The organism is Streptococcus sp. KHUD_015, from assembly GCF_051106265.1.
In the GTDB taxonomy this organism is placed as follows: Bacteria; Bacillota; Bacilli; order Lactobacillales; family Streptococcaceae; genus Streptococcus.
The window spans coordinates 1,834,469-1,855,591 of sequence record NZ_CP193665.1; the positions used below are offsets into that span (position 1 = coordinate 1,834,469).

Here is a 21,123-nt window from a genome sequence, read left to right on the forward strand (position 1 = left end):
CTCCTAAAAGATTGGTTTTGTTGCATAAAAAGAAAGCGCTTAACTTTCTTTATAAAATTTTTATCCCAATCACAGGGACCAAGATAATTCCTCCCTCATTTTAAGATATTTCTTTTAAATGTCAATATATAAAAGGAAATGCCTATATCTAGGTTAGAAATTGGTAAAATTAATATAATTAAGATCCATTCTCAGGAATTTTCTTTCTAAAATCTTAGCTTAATACTTGTTAGATTTACTTTTATCCTTTAAAATAGAATAGGAGAAATTCCGTTATTATTTTTCGGAGGAAAAAGAAATGTCCATTAATTGGCAGGAAATTTTATTTCACTTTTTAGGTGGTCTGGGACTATTTTTATATAGTATCAAGACCATGGGAGACGGTTTGCAACAAGCTGCTGGAGACCGCCTTCGTTTTTACATTGACAAGTACACCAGCAATCCCTTTTTAGGTGTTCTAGTTGGGATTGTCGTGACTGCCCTGATTCAGTCAAGTACAGGGGTTACAGTTATCACGGTTGGACTGGTCAGCGCTAGTCTTCTCACTCTTAGACAGGCTATCGGAATTATCATGGGAGCCAACATCGGAACCACCGTTACTTCCTTTATCATCGGTTTCAAACTTGGCGAGTATGCTTTACCCCTGATTTTCCTTGGGACCATGTTCCTCTTCTTTACAAAAAACAGAACAGCAAACAATATCGGGCGCATCCTGTTTGGTGTAGGGGGAATCTTCTACGCCCTCAACCTCATCAGTGCCGGTATGAGTCCTCTTAAAGATTTACCACAATTCAAGGAATATATGGTAACCTTGGGACAAAATCCTATTTTGGGAGTTTTTGCTGGTGCAGTGATTACCGTCCTCATCCAGGCTTCTTCTGCGACAATTGGGATTTTGCAAGGTCTCTATGCAGGTGGGTTCCTTGACCTTAAAGGTTCGCTACCAGTTCTCTTCGGAGATAATATCGGGACAACCCTAACCGTTATCATCGCGGCAGCTGGAGCCAATGTCTCTGCAAAACGCGTTGCTGCAACCCACGTTACCTTTAACGTTTTAGGGACTATCCTTTGCTTAATCTTATTAGGCCCATTTACGTCAATGATTGAGTACTTCCAGGCACTCCTTCACCTCTCTCCTGAGATGACCATCGCCTTCTCTCACGGTGCCTTTAACGTAAGTAACACCATTGTACAATTTCCATTCATCGGAGCCTTGGCCTACTTTGTAACTAAGCTCATCCCTGGTGAAGATGAAGTTGTCAAGTACGAGCCACTTTATCTTGATGAACATTTGATTAAACAAGCTCCATCAATCGCTCTCGGAAATGCAAAGAAAGAACTCCTTCACTTGGGAAATTATGCTTCTAAAGCCTTTGACCTTTCATACAACTACATCATTGACCTCAATGAAAAGGTTGCTGAAAAAGGACACAAGACAGAAGAAGCCATCAACACCATTGATGAAAAATTAACTCGCTATCTTATTACTCTTTCAAGCGAAGCTCTTAGCCAGAAAGAAAGTGAAGTGCTGACCAACATCCTTGATTCATCCCGTGATTTGGAACGGATTGGGGACCACGCAGAAGCGCTAATCAATCTGACTGACTACCTTCAACGTAAAAATGTTGAGTTCTCTGAAGCTGCTTTGGAAGAATTAGCTGACATTTATCAAAAAACCACTGGCTTTATCAAGGATGCCCTTGATAGTGTGGAAAACAACGATATTGAAAAAGCTCAAAGTCTGATTGAACGCCATAAAGAAATCAACAATATGGAACGTGTTCTCAGAAAGACCCACATCAAGCGCCTCAACAAGGGCGAGTGTTCAACACAAGCTGGGGTCAACTTTATCGATATTGTTTCCCACTACACTCGTGTATCAGACCATGCTATGAATCTAGCTGAAAAGGTCATCGCTGAACAAATCTAATACTCTTCGAAAATCAAATTCAAACCACGTCAACGTCGCCTTGCCGTACTCAAGTACAGCCTGCGGCTAGTTTCCTAGTTTGCTCTTTGATTTTCATTGAGTATAAGTACCAAAAAGCTATCCTGAATGGGATGGCTTTTTTCTTTTCCTAACCAAGAATTGCTTTTCTACCATATAAAAAATGCTTTGATTCGCAATGGAATCAAAGCATTTTAAAGAGTTCGCCAAACATAAGCGCAGAAGCTGCAGTTCCTCTGTACTTGGCTTCTTCTCTCTTGATAAAGCGAGCCAAGTTGAGCAACTCAGGTGCCGGATGTTTGGGATTTAGGAGCAATTCACGATTTACCAGACCTGAGAGACGAACTGCTAGCAATTGCTCATTTGTACTAGGCAGTTTTTTTGCAGTCTCTAGGAGAGCAGCAACTAAATCTTCACTCAAATCATGTCGAGCATGATTGTAAAGATCTTTTATAAGGCTTTCTAGGTTTGGTTCTACCATCCCTACCACCTCCCTTATGGTTTAATAATTTTTAATCAAATCAACTGTTGAACGATCCAATTTTTTCACCAAGGCTTGCAAGAAAGCTTGAGCTTCTAAGAAGTCATCCATTGCATAGAGGGTTTGGTGAGAATGGATATAACGAGCGCAAACACCGATTGTTGTAGATGGGACACCACCATTTTTCAGATGAGCTGCGCCAGCGTCTGTTCCGCCTTTACCACAGTAGTATTGGTACTTGATACCAGCTTCCTCAGCCGTTGTCAAAAGGAAATCCTTCATTCCTGGGAGAAGCAAGTGTCCTGGATCGTAGAAACGAATCAAGGTTCCATCCCCAATCTTGCCTTGACCGCCATAAACATCACCAGCAGGTGAACAGTCAACTGCTAGGAAAACTTCTGGATCAAATTTAGTTGTGGAAGTATGAGCACCACGGAGACCAACCTCTTCTTGGACATTAGAGCCAAGATAGAGTTCATTTCCGAGTTTTTGACCTGACAGAGCTTCTGCCAACTCGCTCACCATGAGAACCCCGTAACGGTTATCCCAAGCTTTTGAAATGATATTTTTTTCATTGGCTGTCAAGATTGCAGAACTATCTGGTACGATGGTGTCACCAGGACGGATTCCAAAACTTTCTGCCTCAGCCTTGTCCGCAAAACCGCCATCAAAGACGATATCTGCAATAGCTGGCATGGTTGGTCCACCCTTACCACGAGTCAAATGTGGAGGTACTGATCCTGAGATTACTGGAATTTCACGACCGTCACGAGTAAAGAGTTTGAAACGTTGGCTGCTGACTACCATGGGGTTCCAACCACCAATTTCAACCACACGGAAGGTACCATCTGGCTTAATATCGCTGACCATAAAACCAACTTCATCCATGTGAGAAGCGACCAAGACGCGCGGCGCATCCGCAGCTTCTGAATGTTTAATTCCGAAAATACCACCCAAGCCATCTGTCACCACTTCATCCACGTGCGGTGTCAACTTTTCACGAAGATAAGCACGGACAGGTGCTTCATGACCTGAGATCGCAGCAAGTTCTGTTACTTCTTTGATTTTTGAAAATAATGTTGTCATTTCAGTTCCTTCTTTCTTTCATCCATTTTACCACTTTTTATAGGAGAAGGATAGCGGGAAGGTGGATTTCTAAATTAGTATCTTAGTCTTACTGTATCTTAGAAAAAGCTTGTATTTTCTTGCATGTGATGTGAAATCTAAGAACTATTCCAAGATCAACCAAACTATTAATTTCCAAACAAAAAAACAATCCAATGCTATACTTGTTTAGTTTTTTCATGAAATTTACAGAAAACAGTTGACTTTGCCTTCTTATTTCTTTAAAATAGTACAAAACTAGAAAAAGGAAAAAATCATGACCAAAATAATTCTTGTTACAGGTGGAGCTGGCTACATTGGCTCCCATACCGTTAAAGCTCTTTTAAATGCTGGATACCAGGTGCATGTCTTAGATAATCTCTCTACAGGAAATCGTTCGGCTGTAGATAGTCGTGCTAGCTTTAAACAACTGGATGTTTATGATGCTAGCTCCTTAAAAACTTATTTGGAAGAAAACAAGATTGACGCTGTTCTCCATTGTGCGGGTGAGATTGTTGTGAGCGAAAGTATTGAAAATCCAAGCAAATACTTCACTGCCAATGTTGCTGGTATGAACCAAGTTCTCAAAGTCTTGTCTGAAGTTGGTATTCAAAAAATCATGTTCTCTTCGACTGCTTCTCTCTATGGTAATAACTGTATTGATAAGCCAGCTACTGAAGATACCCTGCTCGACCCTGTCAACCCTTATGCAGAGACAAAACTGATGGGCGAACGAATGATTTACTGGATGGCTAATCGCTACGATTGGAAATATGTTATTTTCCGCTACTTTAATGTTGCTGGAGCTGAAATGGATGCTTCAAATGGTCTCCGTGTAAAAAATCCAACTCATATCATTCCCAATATCAACAAGACCGCATTGGGACAAAATGATAGCCTGAAAATATTTGGAGATGACTACGATACACGTGACGGTTCATGTATTCGAGATTACATTCATGTCTTGGATCTTGCACAGGCTCATGTTAAAGGAATGAACTACCTCTTTCAAGAAGACAGTTCTTCTCAAATCTTTAACTTAGGAACTGAAAAAGGCTATACCGTCAAAGAAATCTTTAAAACTGCTGAAGAATTACTGGATCAAAAAATCCCACACGAAATTGTTGCTCGACGCGCTGGTGACCCAGCCAGCGTCCTAGCAGATGCATCAAAAGCTAAACAATATCTTGACTGGCAAGCTAGCTACTCCCTCGAAGATATTATTTTATCGGATTATCATTGGCGTGTTAAAGAAGGAAAAAACATTTTAGAATAGGAAAACAGAAACATCAATAATAAATAAAAACACAGATAGATGGCACTTAGTAAATACCAAGTATCATCTATCTGTGTTTTATACATTAGAATACAATCTTATTTTGAATTTCTCTTTAAAGAAAAATGGTCTGGGACGGGATCCTTGCCTGTTTTCGACCAGGGATGGCAACGTAAAATCCGAGCCAAGCCCATCAAAACACCCTTGAAGCCATGTTTTTCAATAGCCTGAATCATGTAGTTGGAACAAGTCGGCTCAAAGCGACAAGAGGGTGGAAAGGCTGGTGAGATAAACCGTTGGTAAAAGCGCACAGGCGCTATTAAAATTCGTTTCATTATTTCTTGGTTACAGCCATGGTGTGTAGTTGGCTGATTTCTTTTTTATTAAGACGACGGGATTCTCCCGAACGGAGTCCTGTCAAGTCTAGATGTCCAAAACGGGTCCGAGACAACTTGTCTACTTGGAGACCGACAGCTTCAAACATCTTTTTAACCTGATGGTTACGCCCTTCGTGGATAGTCAACTGTACCACAGAGCGGTTTTTGACTGGATCCACTTTGAGAATCTCATAGACAGCTGGCTTGGTTTTCTTGCCATCAATCTCAAGTCCACGGGTCAAGGGGCGGAGATTATCCTTATTGGCCACACCTTTAACACGCGCGACATAGACCTTGTCAATCTCATTACGAGGGTGAATCATCTCATCCGTAAAATCCCCGTCATTAGTCAAAATCAAGACACCTGATGTGTCCCAGTCCAAACGACCTACAGGGTAGATACGCTCCTTCACGTTGGGCAAGAGGTCAACAACAGTCTTGCGGCCCTTGTCATCTGTCACACTGGAAATGACACCTCGTGGTTTGTTAAGCAGATAATAAACCTTTTCTTCGTTGTAGATAGGTTGACCTTCCACTTCGACCTTGTCGCCTGACTTGATGGTCGTTGCTAATTCACGCACTACTTGGCCATTCACCGTCACCAAGCCTTGCTTGATCAGCTCTTCTGCTTTTCTCCTACTGGCCACACCTGCGTGGGCAATATACTTATTGATTCTCATCTTCTTCTATCCTTTCACCAAATAATTGGCTTTCTTGGGCTTGAATCTCAAGCTCATCAATCACTGGTAATTCTTCTAAATGATTTATCCCCATGTAATCTAGGAAATAATCCGTAGTCACATAGAGGTTAGGGCGCCCCAACACTTCTTTTTTCCCGTCTTCCTTTATCAGGTCAAAAGCCTGCAACTTTGCCAATGCCCCACTCGAGTTGACCCCACGGATGGCATCAATTTCGATCCGCGTAATGGGCTGCTTATAGGCAATGATGGACAAGGTCTCAAGGGCAGCCCGAGATAAACTCTGGTTGATAGGTGCCTTAGAGTATTCCTTCAAAATCTCTGCAAATTGAGGCTTGGTCACCAATCTATAAGCACCACCTGTCTCAATCAGAGCCAAACTGGAATCTGGATCCTTTTCATACTTCTGGACTAATTTTTCTAAACTCTGCTGGATGCCTGTTGGTGGCAGAGAGAGGAGTTCAGCTAACTGGCGGACTCTAATCCCATCTTCACCCGCTACAAACAAGAGCGCTTCTATTTTTGCTACAGTACTCATCTTTCCTCTCTCAAGTCTAGCTTTGGGCCACTTGACTTTCTTCCTTCTTTTCCATGAGATAGATATCCCCAAAACTCTCATTCTGCACTAGAGTTAACTCCTGAGTTTTGATTAACTCCAAGGTTGCCAAAAAGAGGGTGATGACCTCTTGGACATTCTGGGCTTCCTTGAACAAATCCTGCAAGCGCAATTGATTTCGTCCAGTCAAGGACTCTTTCACGATAAGCATCATGTCCTCAATCTTATACTCATCTCGCAAGATAGTCGTGTGATTTTGTGCAAACTCCTCTTTTTTCTTGGCTAGGATATTTGAAAAAGCTAAAAAGAGGTCAATGGTCGTCTTGTCATGCACGAGCTCCGCATCTTCGTAAATCAACTCTGTCGGCGCTTTGGAATAATACTGGGCACGTTCTTGGTGCTTGGCTTCCAAGTGTTCACCCAAGAGCTTGAACTTGCGGTATTCTTCGATTTGAGAGAGAAGATCCTGCTCCAGATCATCTTCCAAATCTGTCACTTCTGCTACCTTTGGAAGTAGTTTGCGGCTCTTGATCAGCATGAGCTGACTGGCCATAACCATGTACTCCCCCGTCACTTCCAGACGCATGGCCTGAAGGGTTGAGACATAGGCTAAATACTGTTCGATAACTTCCGTAATAGGCACATCGTAGATATCCATCTGGTACTTAGAAACCAGGTGCAAGAGCAAGTCCAGGGGCCCTTCAAAATCTTTTAATTTAATATCCATTATCTATATTTTTCTAAGGTCAGGACTGTTTTTAATCCTAATTTTTTTGCAATTTCGTACAAATCGACCTTGTTTTCTATTTGTCTGAGAATGAACTGTTCCCGCAAGGCTTGAGCGGATAAGGTTGGGAAACCTTTCTCCTTGACAAAGGACTCTAGCTGACGAAAGGCCCACTGACGAGAATAGGCTTTCTCTCCCCTTTCAAAGAGGTATGTCTGGCCCATCAAGGGTTCCAATTCTGAAAGCAAGGTCGTGGGAATAGTGACAATCCTCTGTTGGGAAACCTTCTTGATTCGCAACACCTGAAACTCCAGATTGATATCCTCAACCTTGAGAACTAAAATCTCACTCGGCAAGAGCCCCATTTCTAGGATTAAGAGCGCTAGCAAGCGACCCTCTGGATAGTCACTTTCTTGCCAAAAAGAGTCTAGGTCTAACAGTTCTGGCTTCTCGGTCTTCTTTTCAGCTTGTTTAGCTAATTCCAGACGGTAAAAGCTGTCCACTTCTCCTTTTTGATAGAGAAAGTAGAGAAATTGATTACAGGCCGAAATCTTTCGCTTCTGGGCACTGATTTTTAAATTGGCTAGTTGGGCTTGGTAAATCTTGAGACTGGTCTCAGAAATCCGCTCGCCTACAATGTCTAAAAATTGTTCCAAATCATACTTATAGGACTGCTTTGAATTGGTAGATAAGCCCTGCTTTTCTTCTAAAAAGGCTGAAATCCTATCTCTCATTTGCATCGAATCTCATATTCCTTACTAAAGTCATGCAAGAGGGCATTGACTGCCTTGAGGATGGACTTGCGCGTGATAATTCCTTGAAAAATACCAGACGCATCCACAACCGGCAAGAAGGACTCATCTACCAACTTGTGCAATACCTCCGTAATAGTAAAATCAGGCGAGACAACCGCTACGTCCGTTCTCGTCATATGAACGATATCCGTATCTGCCATGATTTCTTGACTCAAATCATGCTCCATCTGATAAGCCATAATATCTCTGAGACCAATAGTCCCAACAAAACGTTTTTCATCTGTCACAACAGGAACACGGGTATAGGTCATCTGACTGAGCAAGAGGGTCGCATGATCCGCATTGTGGGTATCAATCAACACGGCTAGATTTTCAGCAGGAGTCAAAAAAGTTTCCTCCTGCCCCAACAAGAAAGTCTCAAACTCCTTGGCAATCATCGGCTAAACTCCTTGGACAAGCCCGGATACACCTCATGGTCTCGTGTCAAAAAGTCCACTTTAAAATAACTGTCATCAATCTCCACACGAGCATAGAGACATTCTCTGATAGTCCCACGTGGTTGACTGATAGAGCCTGGATTTAGAAAGAGGGTCTTGCCTTCCATCCAAGCACTTGGCACATGCAAGTGACCGTAGAGACAGATATCGGCCTCTTCCTCCTGAGCCCAGTAGTCCAACTTTTGAAAGTTGAAATTAATGTCAAACAGGTGACCATGGGTTTGGATAATCTTGGTCGAACCAAGCTCAGTCGCCAAACGTTCTGGGTAGCCGGCGTAGAAATCCATATTCCCTTTAACAACGCGGATCCCCTCCCAAAGTGGAGAATCAGGACGCAGTTCAGAATCGCCATTATGAAAAACGGCGTCAACTTTGCCTACATAGCGATCACGGATTTCTTCCACAATCAAGCTATCGCCATGAGAATCGCTCATTACAATGATGGTTTGCTTTGCCATGATGGAAATACCTCCAAAAGTTTCTTAACAGCTAAGGCACGATGAGATTGACTATTTTTTTCTTCAAGGGTTAATTCAGCTGAGGACTTGCCTGTCTCTCCTACAAGGAAGAGAGGATCATAGCCGAAGCCATTTTCACCCTTGGGTTCAAAGTTAATGTAGCCTGGCCAGTCTGCTTCGACAACCAAACTTTCCTTGTTTGGGCTGGCTACGACTAGGGTTGTATGGAATTGAGCCGAACGATCCTTGAGTTCAAAGACCATGGCCAATTCGTGCAAGAGCTTGGCATTGTTTTCACGGTCAGTAGCTCCCACTCCTGCGAAACGAGCTGACCAGACACCTGGCAAGCCACCAAGGACATCGACTTTGAGACCTGAATCATCTGCCAAAACCATCTTGCCAGTTAATTGAGAAATGGTTTCTGCCTTGAGGCGGGCATTTTCTTCAAAGGTCATGCCTGTTTCAGCTACTTCAGGCAAGTCAGGATAGTCATTAAGATTTTCCACATCGTAGCCTAACTTATCAAAGATAGCTCGGAATTCCTTGGTCTTGCCCTCGTTACGAGTCGCAATCAATAAGGTTTCTCTAACTTTGCTTGTCTCAAAGAAATCATGAACATTGACCCCTTCTTTAGGCAATTCCACATGCAGGAGTTGCCCATTTTCAACCAAGAGTAAAGCCCCCTGACGTTGGATGACTTCCACATTTCGTCCCATTTCTTGGTTGAGGATATCTACCACAAAAGACAATAAACGGTAGAGAGAACCATAGCGTAAAACAGTAACAGAAACAGGAAAACCTCGATCCTCATCTCGAAATCTTTGGGCAAACTCCAATAGAGGAAAATCCAAGTCATCATCCGTCAACGTCCGGACACCACCAAAAATACCATAGGACCCGACATACCAGTCCTGTTCATCCTTATATTCATAAATTTTATTTGTCATAATTCTACATGCTCCACATGAATCTCTTTTTCCAGCCATTCTTCACCAATTTTTGCAAAACTTTGGCTGCTGGCTGTTGTGTAAAAACGGTGATTAAGTGGTCCAGCATCGCGACCACGATTGATTTCAAAATAATTAAGTAAGACTGAGATGTCCCGTACGCACTCTGCCCCACTATCGATAAGCTGAACTTTTGGCCCCATGACATTTTGAATAATAGGTCTGAGCAGTGGATAATGGGTACAGCCCAAAATCAGGCTATCCACCTTTCCAACCAAGGGACGCAGGGTTTCATAGACCACTTTCTTAGTGACACTGGTCGACAGGGCGCCTGACTCAACCAAGGGAGCAAACTTGGGACAGGCCAAGCTCTCCACCTGTAAGTCGGGATCCAGATCATGGATTTTCTGACGGTAGATGTCTGATTGTACCGTCATGGGTGTTCCAATCACTCCGATTTTCCCACCTTGACTGGACTTGATAGCTGCCGAAGCTCCTGGCAAAATAACACCTAGGACAGGAATGTCTAGTTGAGCCTTGATTTCTTCCCAGACGACCGCAGTCGCAGTATTACAAGCAATGACAATCATTTTGACATCCTTGGTCAAGAGAAAGTTGACCAACTGCCAAGTATATTCACGAATTTGCTCAGCAGGACGGGGACCATAAGGCGCCCGCGCCGAATCTCCAATATAGACGATTTCTTCATGGGGAAGCTGGCGCATAAGCTCACGCACAACAGTCAAGCCCCCGACACCCGAATCCAAAAAACCAATTGGTCGATTATCCATACAGTCTTCTTTCTAGTCTTTTTTCTGATTGATAGTTCATTATGATTACTTATCTTTAAGAACTGAATGACAGCCTAATCAACAACTATCTCTCTTAATCATAATCAAATATCAATAGAATGCAAGGAAAAAGTCTCATCACTAAATCCTTAGCCAACATAGTGAGAAGTCTGGAACTTTCATCCCAGACTTTTCCTTATTTATTTTTTCTTTTTATTGTTAGCAAGGGCTGCCTTTTGTTGGCGGATGATTTGGTGGTAAACTTGTTGTACCTTAGCTTCGCTTGGTTTTTGACCATTTGCACTCAAAAGAGTACGAACTGCTTCAGCATTCAAACGTGGGTTGTCGGCAAATTCTTTTTCGATTTGCTTACGAACCAAGTACATTCCTCCAAGAGCTCCTCCTAGAAAAGCTAGCACAATCAATACAATTGCTAATAGTAAATCCATCATATTTCTCCTGTTTCTTTTTGAGTCTCTTTCATTATACCACAAACTAGGCACCCTGACTAGTTTGTTTTACGCTTACATCTACCGTGATTTCCTAAGTAATTAGCAAATACTTCATACTTAGTAAAACTTAGTAAAATAAGCCCATTTTCCTTGAAAGCCCTTGCAATAGTTCTATTTATTTGTTATATTAAAATTATTCAAATTACATTGCACAAATTTCTGAAAGACTTATTTTTTTAAAAGAAAATGTATGCGCTTACAGATATGAGAAAGGAGAATTTTGTGGATAAGAGATATTGGGAAAAATCCTGCAAGTATAGCATCCGAAAACTAAGTGTCGGAGCTGCCTCTGTTTTACTTGGTGCTGTTTTTTTAGCAGTACAGGGTGTGGCTGCTGATGGTGTCGATCTTAAGGAGACTGACGCAACTATTACTGAATCCTCGGCTAAACCGGATACGAAAGTTGAGGAGGTTCTTGCTTCTAACACAGAGACTCAGCCTATAGCTGAATCATCTGAGAAGCAAACCATCGCAGAACCAGAATTACCTCAAACAAGTAGTCAGTCAGATACTAGCACAGCTACTCCTCCTGCTGAAAATAAGGAGAGCGAGAAACCAGAACTTCCTGTGAACAAACAAGAACATTACGAACTACATTACAACCAACCAACTGCTCCTTCCTATGACGGATGGGAAAAACAAGCCCTTCCAGTCGGAAATGGAGAAATGGGTGCCAAGGTTTTCGGACTCATCGGTGAAGAAAGAATCCAGTACAACGAAAAAACACTTTGGTCTGGAGGCCCACAGCCAGATAGTCAAGACTACAACGGTGGAAACTACAAGGACCGTTACAAAGTCTTAGCAGAAATCCGTAAAGCCTTAGAAGACGGTGACCGTCAAAAAGCCAAACAACTAGCAGAGAGAAATTTGGTTGGGCCAAACAATGCCCAATACGGTCGCTACCTAGCCTTCGGTGATATCTTTATGGTCTTTAATAACCAGAAGAAGGGCTTGGAAAATGTTACTGACTATCATCGTGGCTTAGATATTTCTGAAGCTATCACAACTACCTCCTATACCCAAGATGGGACAAGTTTCAAACGAGAAACCTTCTCTAGTTATCCAGACGATGTTACTGTCACCCACTTGAGTAAAAAAGGTGATAAGACGCTTGATTTTACCCTTTGGAATAGCTTGACAGAAGATTTGATTGCCAACGGAGACTACTCATCGGAATATTCTCACTACAAGAATGGCCATGTTACGACAGACCCAAATGGTATCCTACTAAAAGGTACAGTCAAAGATAATGGACTCCAGTTTGCATCCTATCTAGGACTTAAAACGGACGGAAAAGTTACTGTCCATGATGATAGTTTAACGGTCACAGGGGCCAGCTACGCTACGCTTTTACTCAGTGCCAAGACTAATTTTGCTCAAAATCCGAAAACCAATTACCGCAAGGATATTGATGTAGAAAAAACTGTCAAATCTATCGTTGAAGCTGCTAAAGCCAAAAACTATGAGACTCTGAAAAATGATCACATCAAGGATTACCAAAGCCTTTTCAATCGTGTTCAATTAAACCTCGGCGGTAGCAAGTCTAATCAAACTACAAAAGAAGCTCTTCAAACCTATAATCCAACAAAAGGCCAAAAGTTAGAAGAACTCTTCTTCCAATACGGACGTTATCTCCTCATCAGTTCGTCTCGTAACCGAACAGATGCCCTCCCTGCCAACTTGCAAGGAGTCTGGAATGCTGTAGACAATCCACCTTGGAACTCAGACTACCACCTCAATGTCAACCTACAGATGAACTATTGGCCTGCCTACATGAGCAATCTCGCAGAAACGGCTAAGCCAATGATCAATTATATCGATGACCTGCGCTATTATGGTCGTATCGCTGCTAAAGAATACGCAGGTATCGAATCCAAAGAAGGTCAAGAAAACGGTTGGTTGGTTCATACTCAGGCGACACCATTTGGCTGGACTACTCCTGGTTGGAACTACTATTGGGGTTGGTCTCCTGCTGCCAATGCTTGGATGATGCAGAATGTCTATGACTACTACAAATTCACCAAGGATGAAACTTATCTCAAAGAAAAGATTTATCCAATGCTCAAGGAAACAGCCAAGTTCTGGAATTCCTTCCTGCATTATGACCAAGCAAGTGACCGTTGGGTATCTTCTCCATCCTACTCACCAGAGCATGGAACCATCACGATTGGGAATACCTTTGACCAATCTCTAGTTTGGCAGCTATTCCACGACTATATGGAAGCAGCCAATCATCTGAAGGTCGACCAAGATTTGGTGACAGAAGTGAAGGCTAAATTTGATAAGCTCAAACCACTTCATATCAACCAAGACGGCCGTATCAAGGAATGGTACGAAGAAGACAGCCCACAATTCACCAACGAAGGCATTGAAAACCACCACCGCCACGTTTCCCATCTAGTTGGTCTCTTCCCAGGTACTCTATTTGGCAAGGATCAGCCTGAATATCTAGAAGCTGCACGCGCAACCCTCAACCACCGTGGAGATGGTGGAACTGGTTGGTCTAAAGCCAATAAAATCAACCTCTGGGCCCGTCTCTTAGATGGAAATCGTGCCCACCGTTTGTTGGCAGAACAGCTCAGATCCTCAACCCTAGAAAATCTCTGGGATACGCACGCGCCTTTCCAAATTGATGGAAACTTTGGTGCAACCAGCGGTATGGCAGAAATGCTCCTTCAGTCTCACACAGGCTACATTGCCCCATTACCAGCCCTTCCAGATGCATGGAAAGACGGGCAAGTCTCAGGTTTAGTCGCTCGTGGTAACTTTGAAGTCAGCATGAAATGGAAAGAGAAAAATCTTGAAACGCTATCTTTCCTTTCTAATGTTGGTGGAGACTTAGTCGTAGACTATCCAAATATCGAATCTAGTATTATCAAGATTAATGGCAAGGAAGTTCAAGCTAGTCGCCTCAAAGATAACCGTATCCAACTTGCGACTCAAAAAGGTGATGTCATTACCTTTGAAAACTTCCCTGGACGAGTGACTCGCTTATCAGCCCTTCGAAAAGATTCCGTCACAGCTGAACTCGACTTTAACACAGTTGAGGGAGCAAGTCATTATGTCATCCGACGAGAAAGCAAGGATGAAAACAGTCAAACTCCTAGCGTTCGTGAGTTTATCACCAACCAAACTCACTTCATCGATCGCTCGATTGATTCTAGCCATGCCTATACTTATACCGTTATGGCTATGCTAGGGGATCGTACAACACCAGTTTCAAATCCTGCTTCTATCGATGCCTTCAGTGAGTTGATGGATGACCGTGACAAACGCATCCAGTACGGCTCCGCCTTTGGAAATTGGTCTGACACAGAACTATTTGGTGGAACAGAGAAATACGCCGATATCTCAAATGGAAATTACTCCGATAAGGATGCGACTGCAACCATCCCATTCAATGGCCCTGGTATTGAAATCTATGGTCTCAAGTCATCTCAATTGGGACTTGCCGATGTTAAAATTGATGGCAAGTCTGTTGGAGAACTAGACTTCTATACAGCAGGAGCAACTGAGAAAGGTGTATTGATAGGACGTTACACAAATCTATCCTCAGGTCCTCATTTGATGACGATCACTGTTAAGCGCGAGCACAAAGGACGAGGAAGTGAACGCTCAAAAATTTCCTTAGACTACTTCAAAGTCTTCCCAGGCCAAGGAGAAGCTGTTGAGAAAATCGACGACCGTGATCCTCGTATCCAGTATGGTTCCATGTTTAAGGATTGGAGCGATGCAGAACTCTATGCTTCTACAGAAAAATACGCTGACATCAACGCTGATGATAGCCTCTCTTCTGAAGCCACTGCAACCATTCCATTCTCTGGAACAGGTATCCGAATCTATGGATTAAAAACAGCATCACTAGGCAAGGCACTTGTCACACTGGATGGCAAAGAGATGCCAGCCCTTGACTTCTACACTTCAGGAACAACTGAAAAAGGTGCATTAATTGGCAAATTCACAAATCTAGCTGATGGTGATCACGTTCTTACTTTGAAAGTGGATCCAAATTCTCCACAAGGACGAAAGAAAATTTCTCTTGATTCCTTTGATATCTTAAAAGCTCCATCTGTATCGCTTGATAATCCAAGCCTTGACCCTATTAAGCCCAAAGATAAAACTGTTACCTTAACCCTACCAACTGGCAATTGGGATGGAGTCGCTGTCACCTTCCCTGGTATCAAAGATCCTCTTCTACTCAGAAAAGTCGATGATGACCATCTTGTCACATCAGGTGAACAAACTGTTCTAACCATTAAGGATAACAAGGTCCAACTAGACATTCCTGAAACTACAGATCGTAAAGCTGGCAATCCGATAGAAGCTTATGCTATCCAAGGAAAAACAATAAGCAGCTCTGTTGTAACAGTATTTCCTAAGGATGAAACCATTCCAATGGAAGAAAAAATCCAAACAAGTAAAGGGGATGAGCCTGCTCCAGTAGTAACCATTCCTGAGTACACAGATCCTATTGGTACTGCTGGTGAGCAGGAGGTACCTTCTGTGGAAAGACCTGAATACACTGGTCCTGTCGGAACTGCTGGGGATCAAGAAGCACCTTCTGTGGAAAGACCTAAATACACTGGTCCTATCGGAACTGCTGGGGATCAAGAAGCACCTACCGTGGAAAGACCTGAATACACTGGTCCTGTCGGAACAGTTGGGGATCAGGAAGCACCTTCTGTAGAAAAACCTGAATACACCAAATCTATAGAGACAGGAAGAGAACAGAAAGCTCCTACCATAGACAGTCCTAATTATAGTGAACCTGGTAAAGGAGCTAAGCAAGAAAAAACATCTACTAGCAGTATTGCTGAGTATAAACTTCGTGTCTTGAAGGATGAAAAGACTGGTGTTGAGATTATTGGCAGAGCAACTGACTTAGAAGGCGTTTCATATCTCTCTAGTAAACACGTGTTGGCTCAAGAACTCTTTGGCAAGATATACGATGCTTATGATATTCAATTTAAAAATTCAAACAACCATAATATACAACCACGGGGGGCTGTTTTAGTTAGATTACCAATTACAGCTAATGTAGAAAATGTCTATTACCTGAGTCCAACTAAGGAATTGGAAGCACTTGATTTTACAGTTCGAGAAGGTATGGCAGAATTTACTACCAGTCTCTTTAGTACATACGCGGTAGTCTATCAAAATGTCAATACTCCGGAAACCTCAATAAGCAAAACAGTTGCAACAACCTCACTAAACTTTGAACAGGCTTCAACTACCGATAGTCCAACTCAGCTGGAAAATACTCATCACAAAGAACAACTTCCAGAAACTGGTGAATCCTCAAATCCACTGCTCTTCTTATCAGGACTTAGTTTAGTCTTAACATCCATCTTCCTACTAAAAAATAAGATGGATTAAAACTACAAACTTATAAGAGTGAATTAGAGAACTATCTCATCCGAGAGTGACACAAGTTTGGTATGTAGCATTTCATTTACCATTCAACTGATATCTTTTAAGATAATATTCTAAACTACAAACCAGTCCTTTTTGTCTTGAGGACTGGTTTTAATATCGTATATCTAGTTCCCATCTGATAGATTACAGTTAAACCTAGTGTCTATCCTTTGAGGAATTTCTAGTCATAAATAATCACACAACTATACAGATTCATTCTCAATGAAAATCAAAGAGCAAACTAGGAAGCTAGCCACAGGCTGCTCAAAACACTGTTTTGAGGTTGCAGATAGAGCTGACGTGGTTTGAAGAGATTTTAGAAAAGTATCAATTTCATATTTCTACCTATCCATTTGTACTAATAAAAGACTGAGACACCCTATCTCAGCCTTTTTCTTTATCCCAACACTAATTCATCACTGACTAGACTTTGGCCACTATTTTTCTGGAAGAGATGCATGAGGTCTTCAACCGTCAGATGCTTTTTCTCCTCTCCCTTGACATCCACCACTATCTTGCCTTGATAAAGCATAATGAGACGATTACCGTACTCAATCGCATGATTCATATCATGGGTAATCATCAGAGTGGTCAACTGATGGTGTTCCACAATCTTTTGCGTCAAGTCCATCACCATTTGACTAGTTTTCGGGTCAAGGGCCGCAGTATGTTCATCCAACAACAAGAGCTTAGGTTTCACCAAGGCTGCCATGACTAGGGTCAAGGCCTGTCTTTGTCCTCCTGAAAGGTATTGAGTATCCACTTTCAAGCGATTTTCAAGACCAATATTCAACTCTTTCAAGGCCTCTTGAAACTGAATTCTGTCCTTCTCCTTCACACCCCAACCAAGTCCTCTCTTTTGCCCACGTCTCAAGGCAATAGCCATATTCTCCTCAATCGTCAAACGAGAAGCTGTTCCCATCTTCGGATCTTGAAAAACACGAGCAATATCCTTGGCTCTCTTGCGTACACTCAGATTTTTAATGGATTTCCCTTCCAACAAAAGATCCCCTTCGTCCACCGATAGATTGCCAGCCAAGATATTCATCAAAGTGGATTTGCCTGCGCCATTTCCACCAATCACAGAGATAAAATCTCCCTCTTCAACCTCTAAATCTAATCCTTTGAGGACATGGTTTTCATTGACCGTCCCTGCTTCAAATGTTTTGTGAATATTTTCAAGTGTTAACAAACTTGCCATAACTTTCTCCTCCTATTCATTTCTCAGTTTCAAACCACGAATCTTTAATCTCTTTTGCAATTCTGGTGCAAATAAAACCAAGGCTAGCAAGATTGCATTAAAGAGACGAACCAGATTTTGATCTAGATTTGGAATTTCATAGATATTTAAAATAATCAAACGGTAAACAATGGCACCGATTCCGATAGATAACAAGCGACCTCCAATGGTCAAGTCGTGTATCAAAACTTCTGCAATAATGACTGCACTCAAACCAACAACGATGGTTCCTGTCCCAGAAGTTACATCTGAAAATCCATCATTCTGAGCAAATAAGGAACCACATAGGGCAATCAAACCGTTTGAAATCATGTAACCAACAATCTTCATGGTGTCTACATTGACCCCATTAGCCTCACTCATAGGAATATTGTCCCCAGTCGAACGCAAGACCAAGCCAATCTCCGTTTTCATCAAAAGAGTCAAGACCAAGCAAACAAGTAAGAGACAGGCCAAGCTGAATGAGAAAACAGCTTCTTCACTTGTCAGCCCTAAGATCGCTAATTGCTTAAAGACAGTTGAAGAATCTCCCAAGGAAAGATTGGGCACACTTCCCATGATTTTAATATTGATTGAATAGAGCCCTGTCAAGGTCACAATCCCTGTCAAGAGAGCCGGAATTTTCATCTTGGTGTGGAGCATTCCTGATACAAGACCTGCTACCATACCTGCTAGCAAGGCAAGTAAGGTCGCAATCCAAGGATTTGTCCCTGCCTGTATCTGCGATACAACGACAGCTGCCCCCAAAGGAAAGGCTCCTTCAGCAGTCATATCCGCAATGTCCAAAATACGGAAAGTCAAGTAGACCCCAATAGCCATAATCGACCACAACAAACCTTCTGATAAACTAGATAATACAAAACTCATCTTAAACCTCCTATTCCTTGCCCTCTAATTTACTAATATCAATTCCTAGTGCATCTGCTATTTCTTTATTAGTATGCAATTCCAATTTTTCAGGCAACTCAACTGCTATATTTTCTGGCTTCTCACCTTTTAGGACACGAATCAACATACGAGCTGTCTGTCTTCCCAATTCTTCATAATTGGTTCCGTAGTTATACAAGCCACCAACCGCAACCATTTCTGTTGAACCACCAAATACTGGAACCTTGTGTTTAATAGAAACCTGCTTGACTGTTTCCATGGTTGACGAAATGATATTGTCCGTTGGTACAAAAACCATATCCACTTCTGCCATCAAACTCTCTGCTGCCGCCTTGACATTGTTACTGTCCAAGATTGTTTTTTCAACAACAGTAAATCCTTTTTCTTCCAGAAGTCGCTTAGCTTCATCCTTTTGGACAACTGAGTTTGGCTCGCTCTGAGTATAGAGGATTCCGATTGTTTTATCCTTTGGTAGTACTTTCTTTATCAAATTGATTTGGGTTGAAATGGCATCTGATGACTGGTCGCTTGTCCCGGTCACATTGCCCCCAGGGTGTTCTCTTGACTCAACCAACTTGGCACTGACAGGATCTGTTACAGCTGAAAAGATAACCGGTGTCGTTTGTGTTGTATTAGCCAAGCTCTGAGCAGAAGGCGTTGCGATGGCTAGAACGACATCACTAGATTCTGCTAGTTGCTGGGAAATCGTTTTTAGATTTCTTTGTTCTCCCTGTGCATTTTGCAAATCAATCTCAATATTTTTCCCTTCAATATAGCCATGCTTGGCCAGCTCATCCACAAAACCTTCTCTAGTAGCGTCTAAGGACTGATGGGTAATAAACTGCGAAATACCGATACGAAAAACATCTTTTTTCTTATCTGCCTTCAACTGATGCAAACTGATCAGAGAGGTCAAGAGGATCCCCACTACCAAGAGGGGGACTAGTAATTTTCGAACAACTTTCATAATGAAACTCCTTCTCAGAAAAGATAATACTCAATGAAAATCAAAGAGCAAACTAGGAAACTAGCCGCAGGCTGTACTTGAGTACGGCAAGGCGACGTTGACGTGGTTTGAAGAGATTTTCGAAGAGTATAAAACAAAAAACCGCCTAGATAATACCTAAACGGATGCTTGAAATAATCTAACAAGTTATAACTTTGCTAGTCCATTTAGATATTCATCTATATGGACTACAATCAAAAACCTTAGCCACATAGATACAAACAAATTGCTTGAACTGTTTGCATCCATGGTGACATGTCTACAAACACTATCTAAAGTAGCTAAAGTAAAAGTTTTGATTCATTGTTACAGCTTGTCTTTTATTCATTTCTTTTTCTGCTTTCTTTTTTGATGTTTCCTATCTTACCACCTTTTTCATCACCTGTCAAGAATATTTCAGAATTTTTTAAAATTTTTCGAAAATTCTTTCAGTGGGCTTTCAAAACATTTTCAAATCAGCCCAACAAAAAAAGGTTTATAATTTCCATAAAAGTTGATATGGAAATTATAAAACCATTATTAGTTTAATCCTTGTTGGTAACGTACCAGTTCTGCTTGGTTAGCCCAAACATAGTGACCTGGACGGATTTCTACCATAGATGGCTTATCAGTCTCATAGTCGTGTTGACTTGGGTCGTAAACCTTCAAGACCTTCTTACGTTCCAAGATCGGATCTGGGATTGGTACTGCTGAAAGTAAGGCTTGAGTATATGGGTGAATTGGATTGTTAAACAATTCTTCTGTTTCTGCAACCTCTACAATCACACCCTTATAAATAACTGCGATACGATCTGAAATAAAGCGAACGACCGACAAATCATGGGCGATAAAGAGATAGGTCAAGCCAAGTTCTTTTTGGAATTTTTTGAGCAAGTTCAAGACTTGGGCACGCACAGAAACGTCCAAGGCTGAAATAGGCTCATCCGCAATAACAAAATCTGGTTGCATGACCAAGGCGCGGGCAATACCGATACGTTGACGTTGACCACCTGAGAATTCATGAGGGTAACGAGTCAAGTGCTCAGCAAGAAGACCTACTTCACGGATAATATTTTGAACTTTCTCTTTACGTTCTTCTTCATCCTTAAATAAACGGTGATTGTAAAGACCTTCAGAAATAATATAATCAACAGTCGCACGTTCATTCAAACTTGCAGCAGGGTCTTGGAAAATCATCTGGATACGACGAATCAATTCCGCAGCTTGTTCACGCGATTTCTTACCATTAATCTTTTGACCATCAAAAATAATATCACCATTACTTGTATCATTTAGACCGATTATCGCACGACCAATAGTTGTTTTCCCACTACCTGACTCACCTACAAGCGAGAACGTTTCTCCCTTGTTGATAAAGAAGTTGGCATTTTTAACTGCGACAAACTTCTTACTTCCTTCACCGAAGGAAATTTCTAAATCTTTGATTTCTACTAATTTTTCAGACATT

The 21,123-nt window shown here is 41.9% G+C and carries 19 protein-coding genes; 3 read left to right on the forward strand and 16 right to left on the reverse strand.

Translation table 11 applies throughout. From position 1 onward, the window contains the following. The first annotated feature begins 298 nt into the window (after positions 1-298). Entirely contained in the window at positions 299-1,930 is a 1,632-nt protein-coding gene (locus ACORHU_RS08615) for a Na/Pi cotransporter family protein (protein WP_434364345.1), read from the forward strand. Positions 1,931-2,132: 202 nt separating this feature from the next. Here ACORHU_RS08615 and ACORHU_RS08620 read toward each other — a convergent pair whose 3' ends face one another. Both ACORHU_RS08620 and pepA read right to left on the reverse strand, forming a co-directional pair. Continuing rightward, the gene (locus ACORHU_RS08620; RefSeq protein ID WP_434364347.1) at positions 2,133-2,429 is read right to left on the reverse strand and encodes a bacteriocin immunity protein; all 297 of its coding nucleotides are present in this window, start codon (positions 2,427-2,429) and stop codon (positions 2,133-2,135) included. Between the two features lie 21 nt (positions 2,430-2,450). Next, positions 2,451-3,515: a glutamyl aminopeptidase gene (gene pepA, locus ACORHU_RS08625; protein WP_061087587.1), complete on the reverse strand. Its 1,065-nt coding sequence runs from the start codon at positions 3,513-3,515 to the stop codon at positions 2,451-2,453. A 295-nt stretch (positions 3,516-3,810) separates the two neighbouring features. Between pepA and galE the strand changes: the two genes are divergently transcribed. Further along, on the forward strand, positions 3,811-4,809 hold the full coding sequence (galE, locus tag ACORHU_RS08630; protein WP_063612230.1) for a UDP-glucose 4-epimerase GalE: 999 nt from the start codon (positions 3,811-3,813) through the stop codon (positions 4,807-4,809). Positions 4,810-4,907: 98 nt separating this feature from the next. Here the strand turns inward: galE and yidD are convergent, their stop codons facing one another. From yidD to ACORHU_RS08680, 10 genes are all read right to left on the reverse strand, one after another. Continuing rightward, positions 4,908-5,144 (reverse strand): membrane protein insertion efficiency factor YidD, encoded by a 237-nt coding sequence (gene yidD / locus ACORHU_RS08635; RefSeq protein WP_061759315.1) that lies wholly within the window; start codon positions 5,142-5,144, stop codon positions 4,908-4,910. After that, entirely contained in the window at positions 5,144-5,866 is a 723-nt protein-coding gene (locus tag ACORHU_RS08640) for a pseudouridine synthase (protein ID WP_050209044.1), read from the reverse strand. Before ACORHU_RS08640 ends, yidD begins: the two co-directional genes overlap by 1 nt. Further along, entirely contained in the window at positions 5,853-6,422 is a 570-nt protein-coding gene (scpB, locus tag ACORHU_RS08645) for an SMC-Scp complex subunit ScpB (RefSeq protein ID WP_061087586.1), read from the reverse strand. The genes ACORHU_RS08640 and scpB overlap by 14 nt, the downstream gene beginning before the upstream one ends. A gap of 16 nt (positions 6,423-6,438) precedes the next feature. After that, positions 6,439-7,167, reverse strand: coding sequence for a segregation/condensation protein A (locus tag ACORHU_RS08650; RefSeq protein WP_061087585.1), 729 nt, complete (start codon positions 7,165-7,167; stop codon positions 6,439-6,441). Then, the gene (gene xerD / locus ACORHU_RS08655; RefSeq protein ID WP_434364350.1) at positions 7,167-7,901 is read right to left on the reverse strand and encodes a site-specific tyrosine recombinase XerD; all 735 of its coding nucleotides are present in this window, start codon (positions 7,899-7,901) and stop codon (positions 7,167-7,169) included. The genes ACORHU_RS08650 and xerD overlap by 1 nt, the downstream gene beginning before the upstream one ends. Further along, positions 7,898-8,359: a cyclic-di-AMP-binding protein CbpB gene (cbpB, locus tag ACORHU_RS08660; protein ID WP_434364352.1), complete on the reverse strand. Its 462-nt coding sequence runs from the start codon at positions 8,357-8,359 to the stop codon at positions 7,898-7,900. Before cbpB ends, xerD begins: the two co-directional genes overlap by 4 nt. Beyond that, positions 8,356-8,877 (reverse strand): metallophosphoesterase, encoded by a 522-nt coding sequence (locus ACORHU_RS08665; RefSeq protein ID WP_001118951.1) that lies wholly within the window; start codon positions 8,875-8,877, stop codon positions 8,356-8,358. Before ACORHU_RS08665 ends, cbpB begins: the two co-directional genes overlap by 4 nt. Then, a complete protein-coding gene (locus ACORHU_RS08670; protein WP_000182446.1) occupies positions 8,853-9,824 on the reverse strand; it encodes a nucleoside-triphosphate diphosphatase in 972 nt (323 codons plus the stop codon). The genes ACORHU_RS08665 and ACORHU_RS08670 overlap by 25 nt, the downstream gene beginning before the upstream one ends. Beyond that, positions 9,821-10,615, reverse strand: a complete 795-nt coding sequence (gene racE, locus ACORHU_RS08675; RefSeq protein ID WP_434364355.1) for a glutamate racemase — start codon at positions 10,613-10,615, stop codon at positions 9,821-9,823. Before racE ends, ACORHU_RS08670 begins: the two co-directional genes overlap by 4 nt. Before the next feature lie 200 nt (positions 10,616-10,815). Beyond that, positions 10,816-11,064, reverse strand: coding sequence for a YneF family protein (locus ACORHU_RS08680; RefSeq protein ID WP_000364990.1), 249 nt, complete (start codon positions 11,062-11,064; stop codon positions 10,816-10,818). A 285-nt stretch (positions 11,065-11,349) separates the two neighbouring features. On the opposite strand from ACORHU_RS08680, the gene ACORHU_RS08685 reads away from it, so the two are divergent. Further along, on the forward strand, positions 11,350-16,503 hold the full coding sequence (locus ACORHU_RS08685; RefSeq protein WP_434364363.1) for an SIALI-17 repeat-containing surface protein: 5,154 nt from the start codon (positions 11,350-11,352) through the stop codon (positions 16,501-16,503). 436 nt (positions 16,504-16,939) lie between these two features. On the opposite strand, the gene ACORHU_RS08690 is transcribed toward ACORHU_RS08685, so the two are convergent. From ACORHU_RS08690 to ACORHU_RS08705, 4 genes are all read right to left on the reverse strand, one after another. After that, positions 16,940-17,743: an ABC transporter ATP-binding protein gene (locus ACORHU_RS08690; protein ID WP_000157668.1), complete on the reverse strand. Its 804-nt coding sequence runs from the start codon at positions 17,741-17,743 to the stop codon at positions 16,940-16,942. A gap of 12 nt (positions 17,744-17,755) precedes the next feature. Then, positions 17,756-18,649 (reverse strand): ABC transporter permease, encoded by an 894-nt coding sequence (locus ACORHU_RS08695; RefSeq protein ID WP_414306883.1) that lies wholly within the window; start codon positions 18,647-18,649, stop codon positions 17,756-17,758. Positions 18,650-18,659: 10 nt separating this feature from the next. Then, positions 18,660-19,637 (reverse strand): ABC transporter substrate binding protein, encoded by a 978-nt coding sequence (locus ACORHU_RS08700; RefSeq protein ID WP_434364365.1) that lies wholly within the window; start codon positions 19,635-19,637, stop codon positions 18,660-18,662. A 558-nt stretch (positions 19,638-20,195) separates the two neighbouring features. Then, complete coding sequence (locus ACORHU_RS08705; protein ID WP_061759326.1) at positions 20,196-21,122, reverse strand: ATP-binding cassette domain-containing protein; 927 nt, start codon at positions 21,120-21,122, stop codon at positions 20,196-20,198. Position 21,123: the final 1 nt, after the last annotated feature.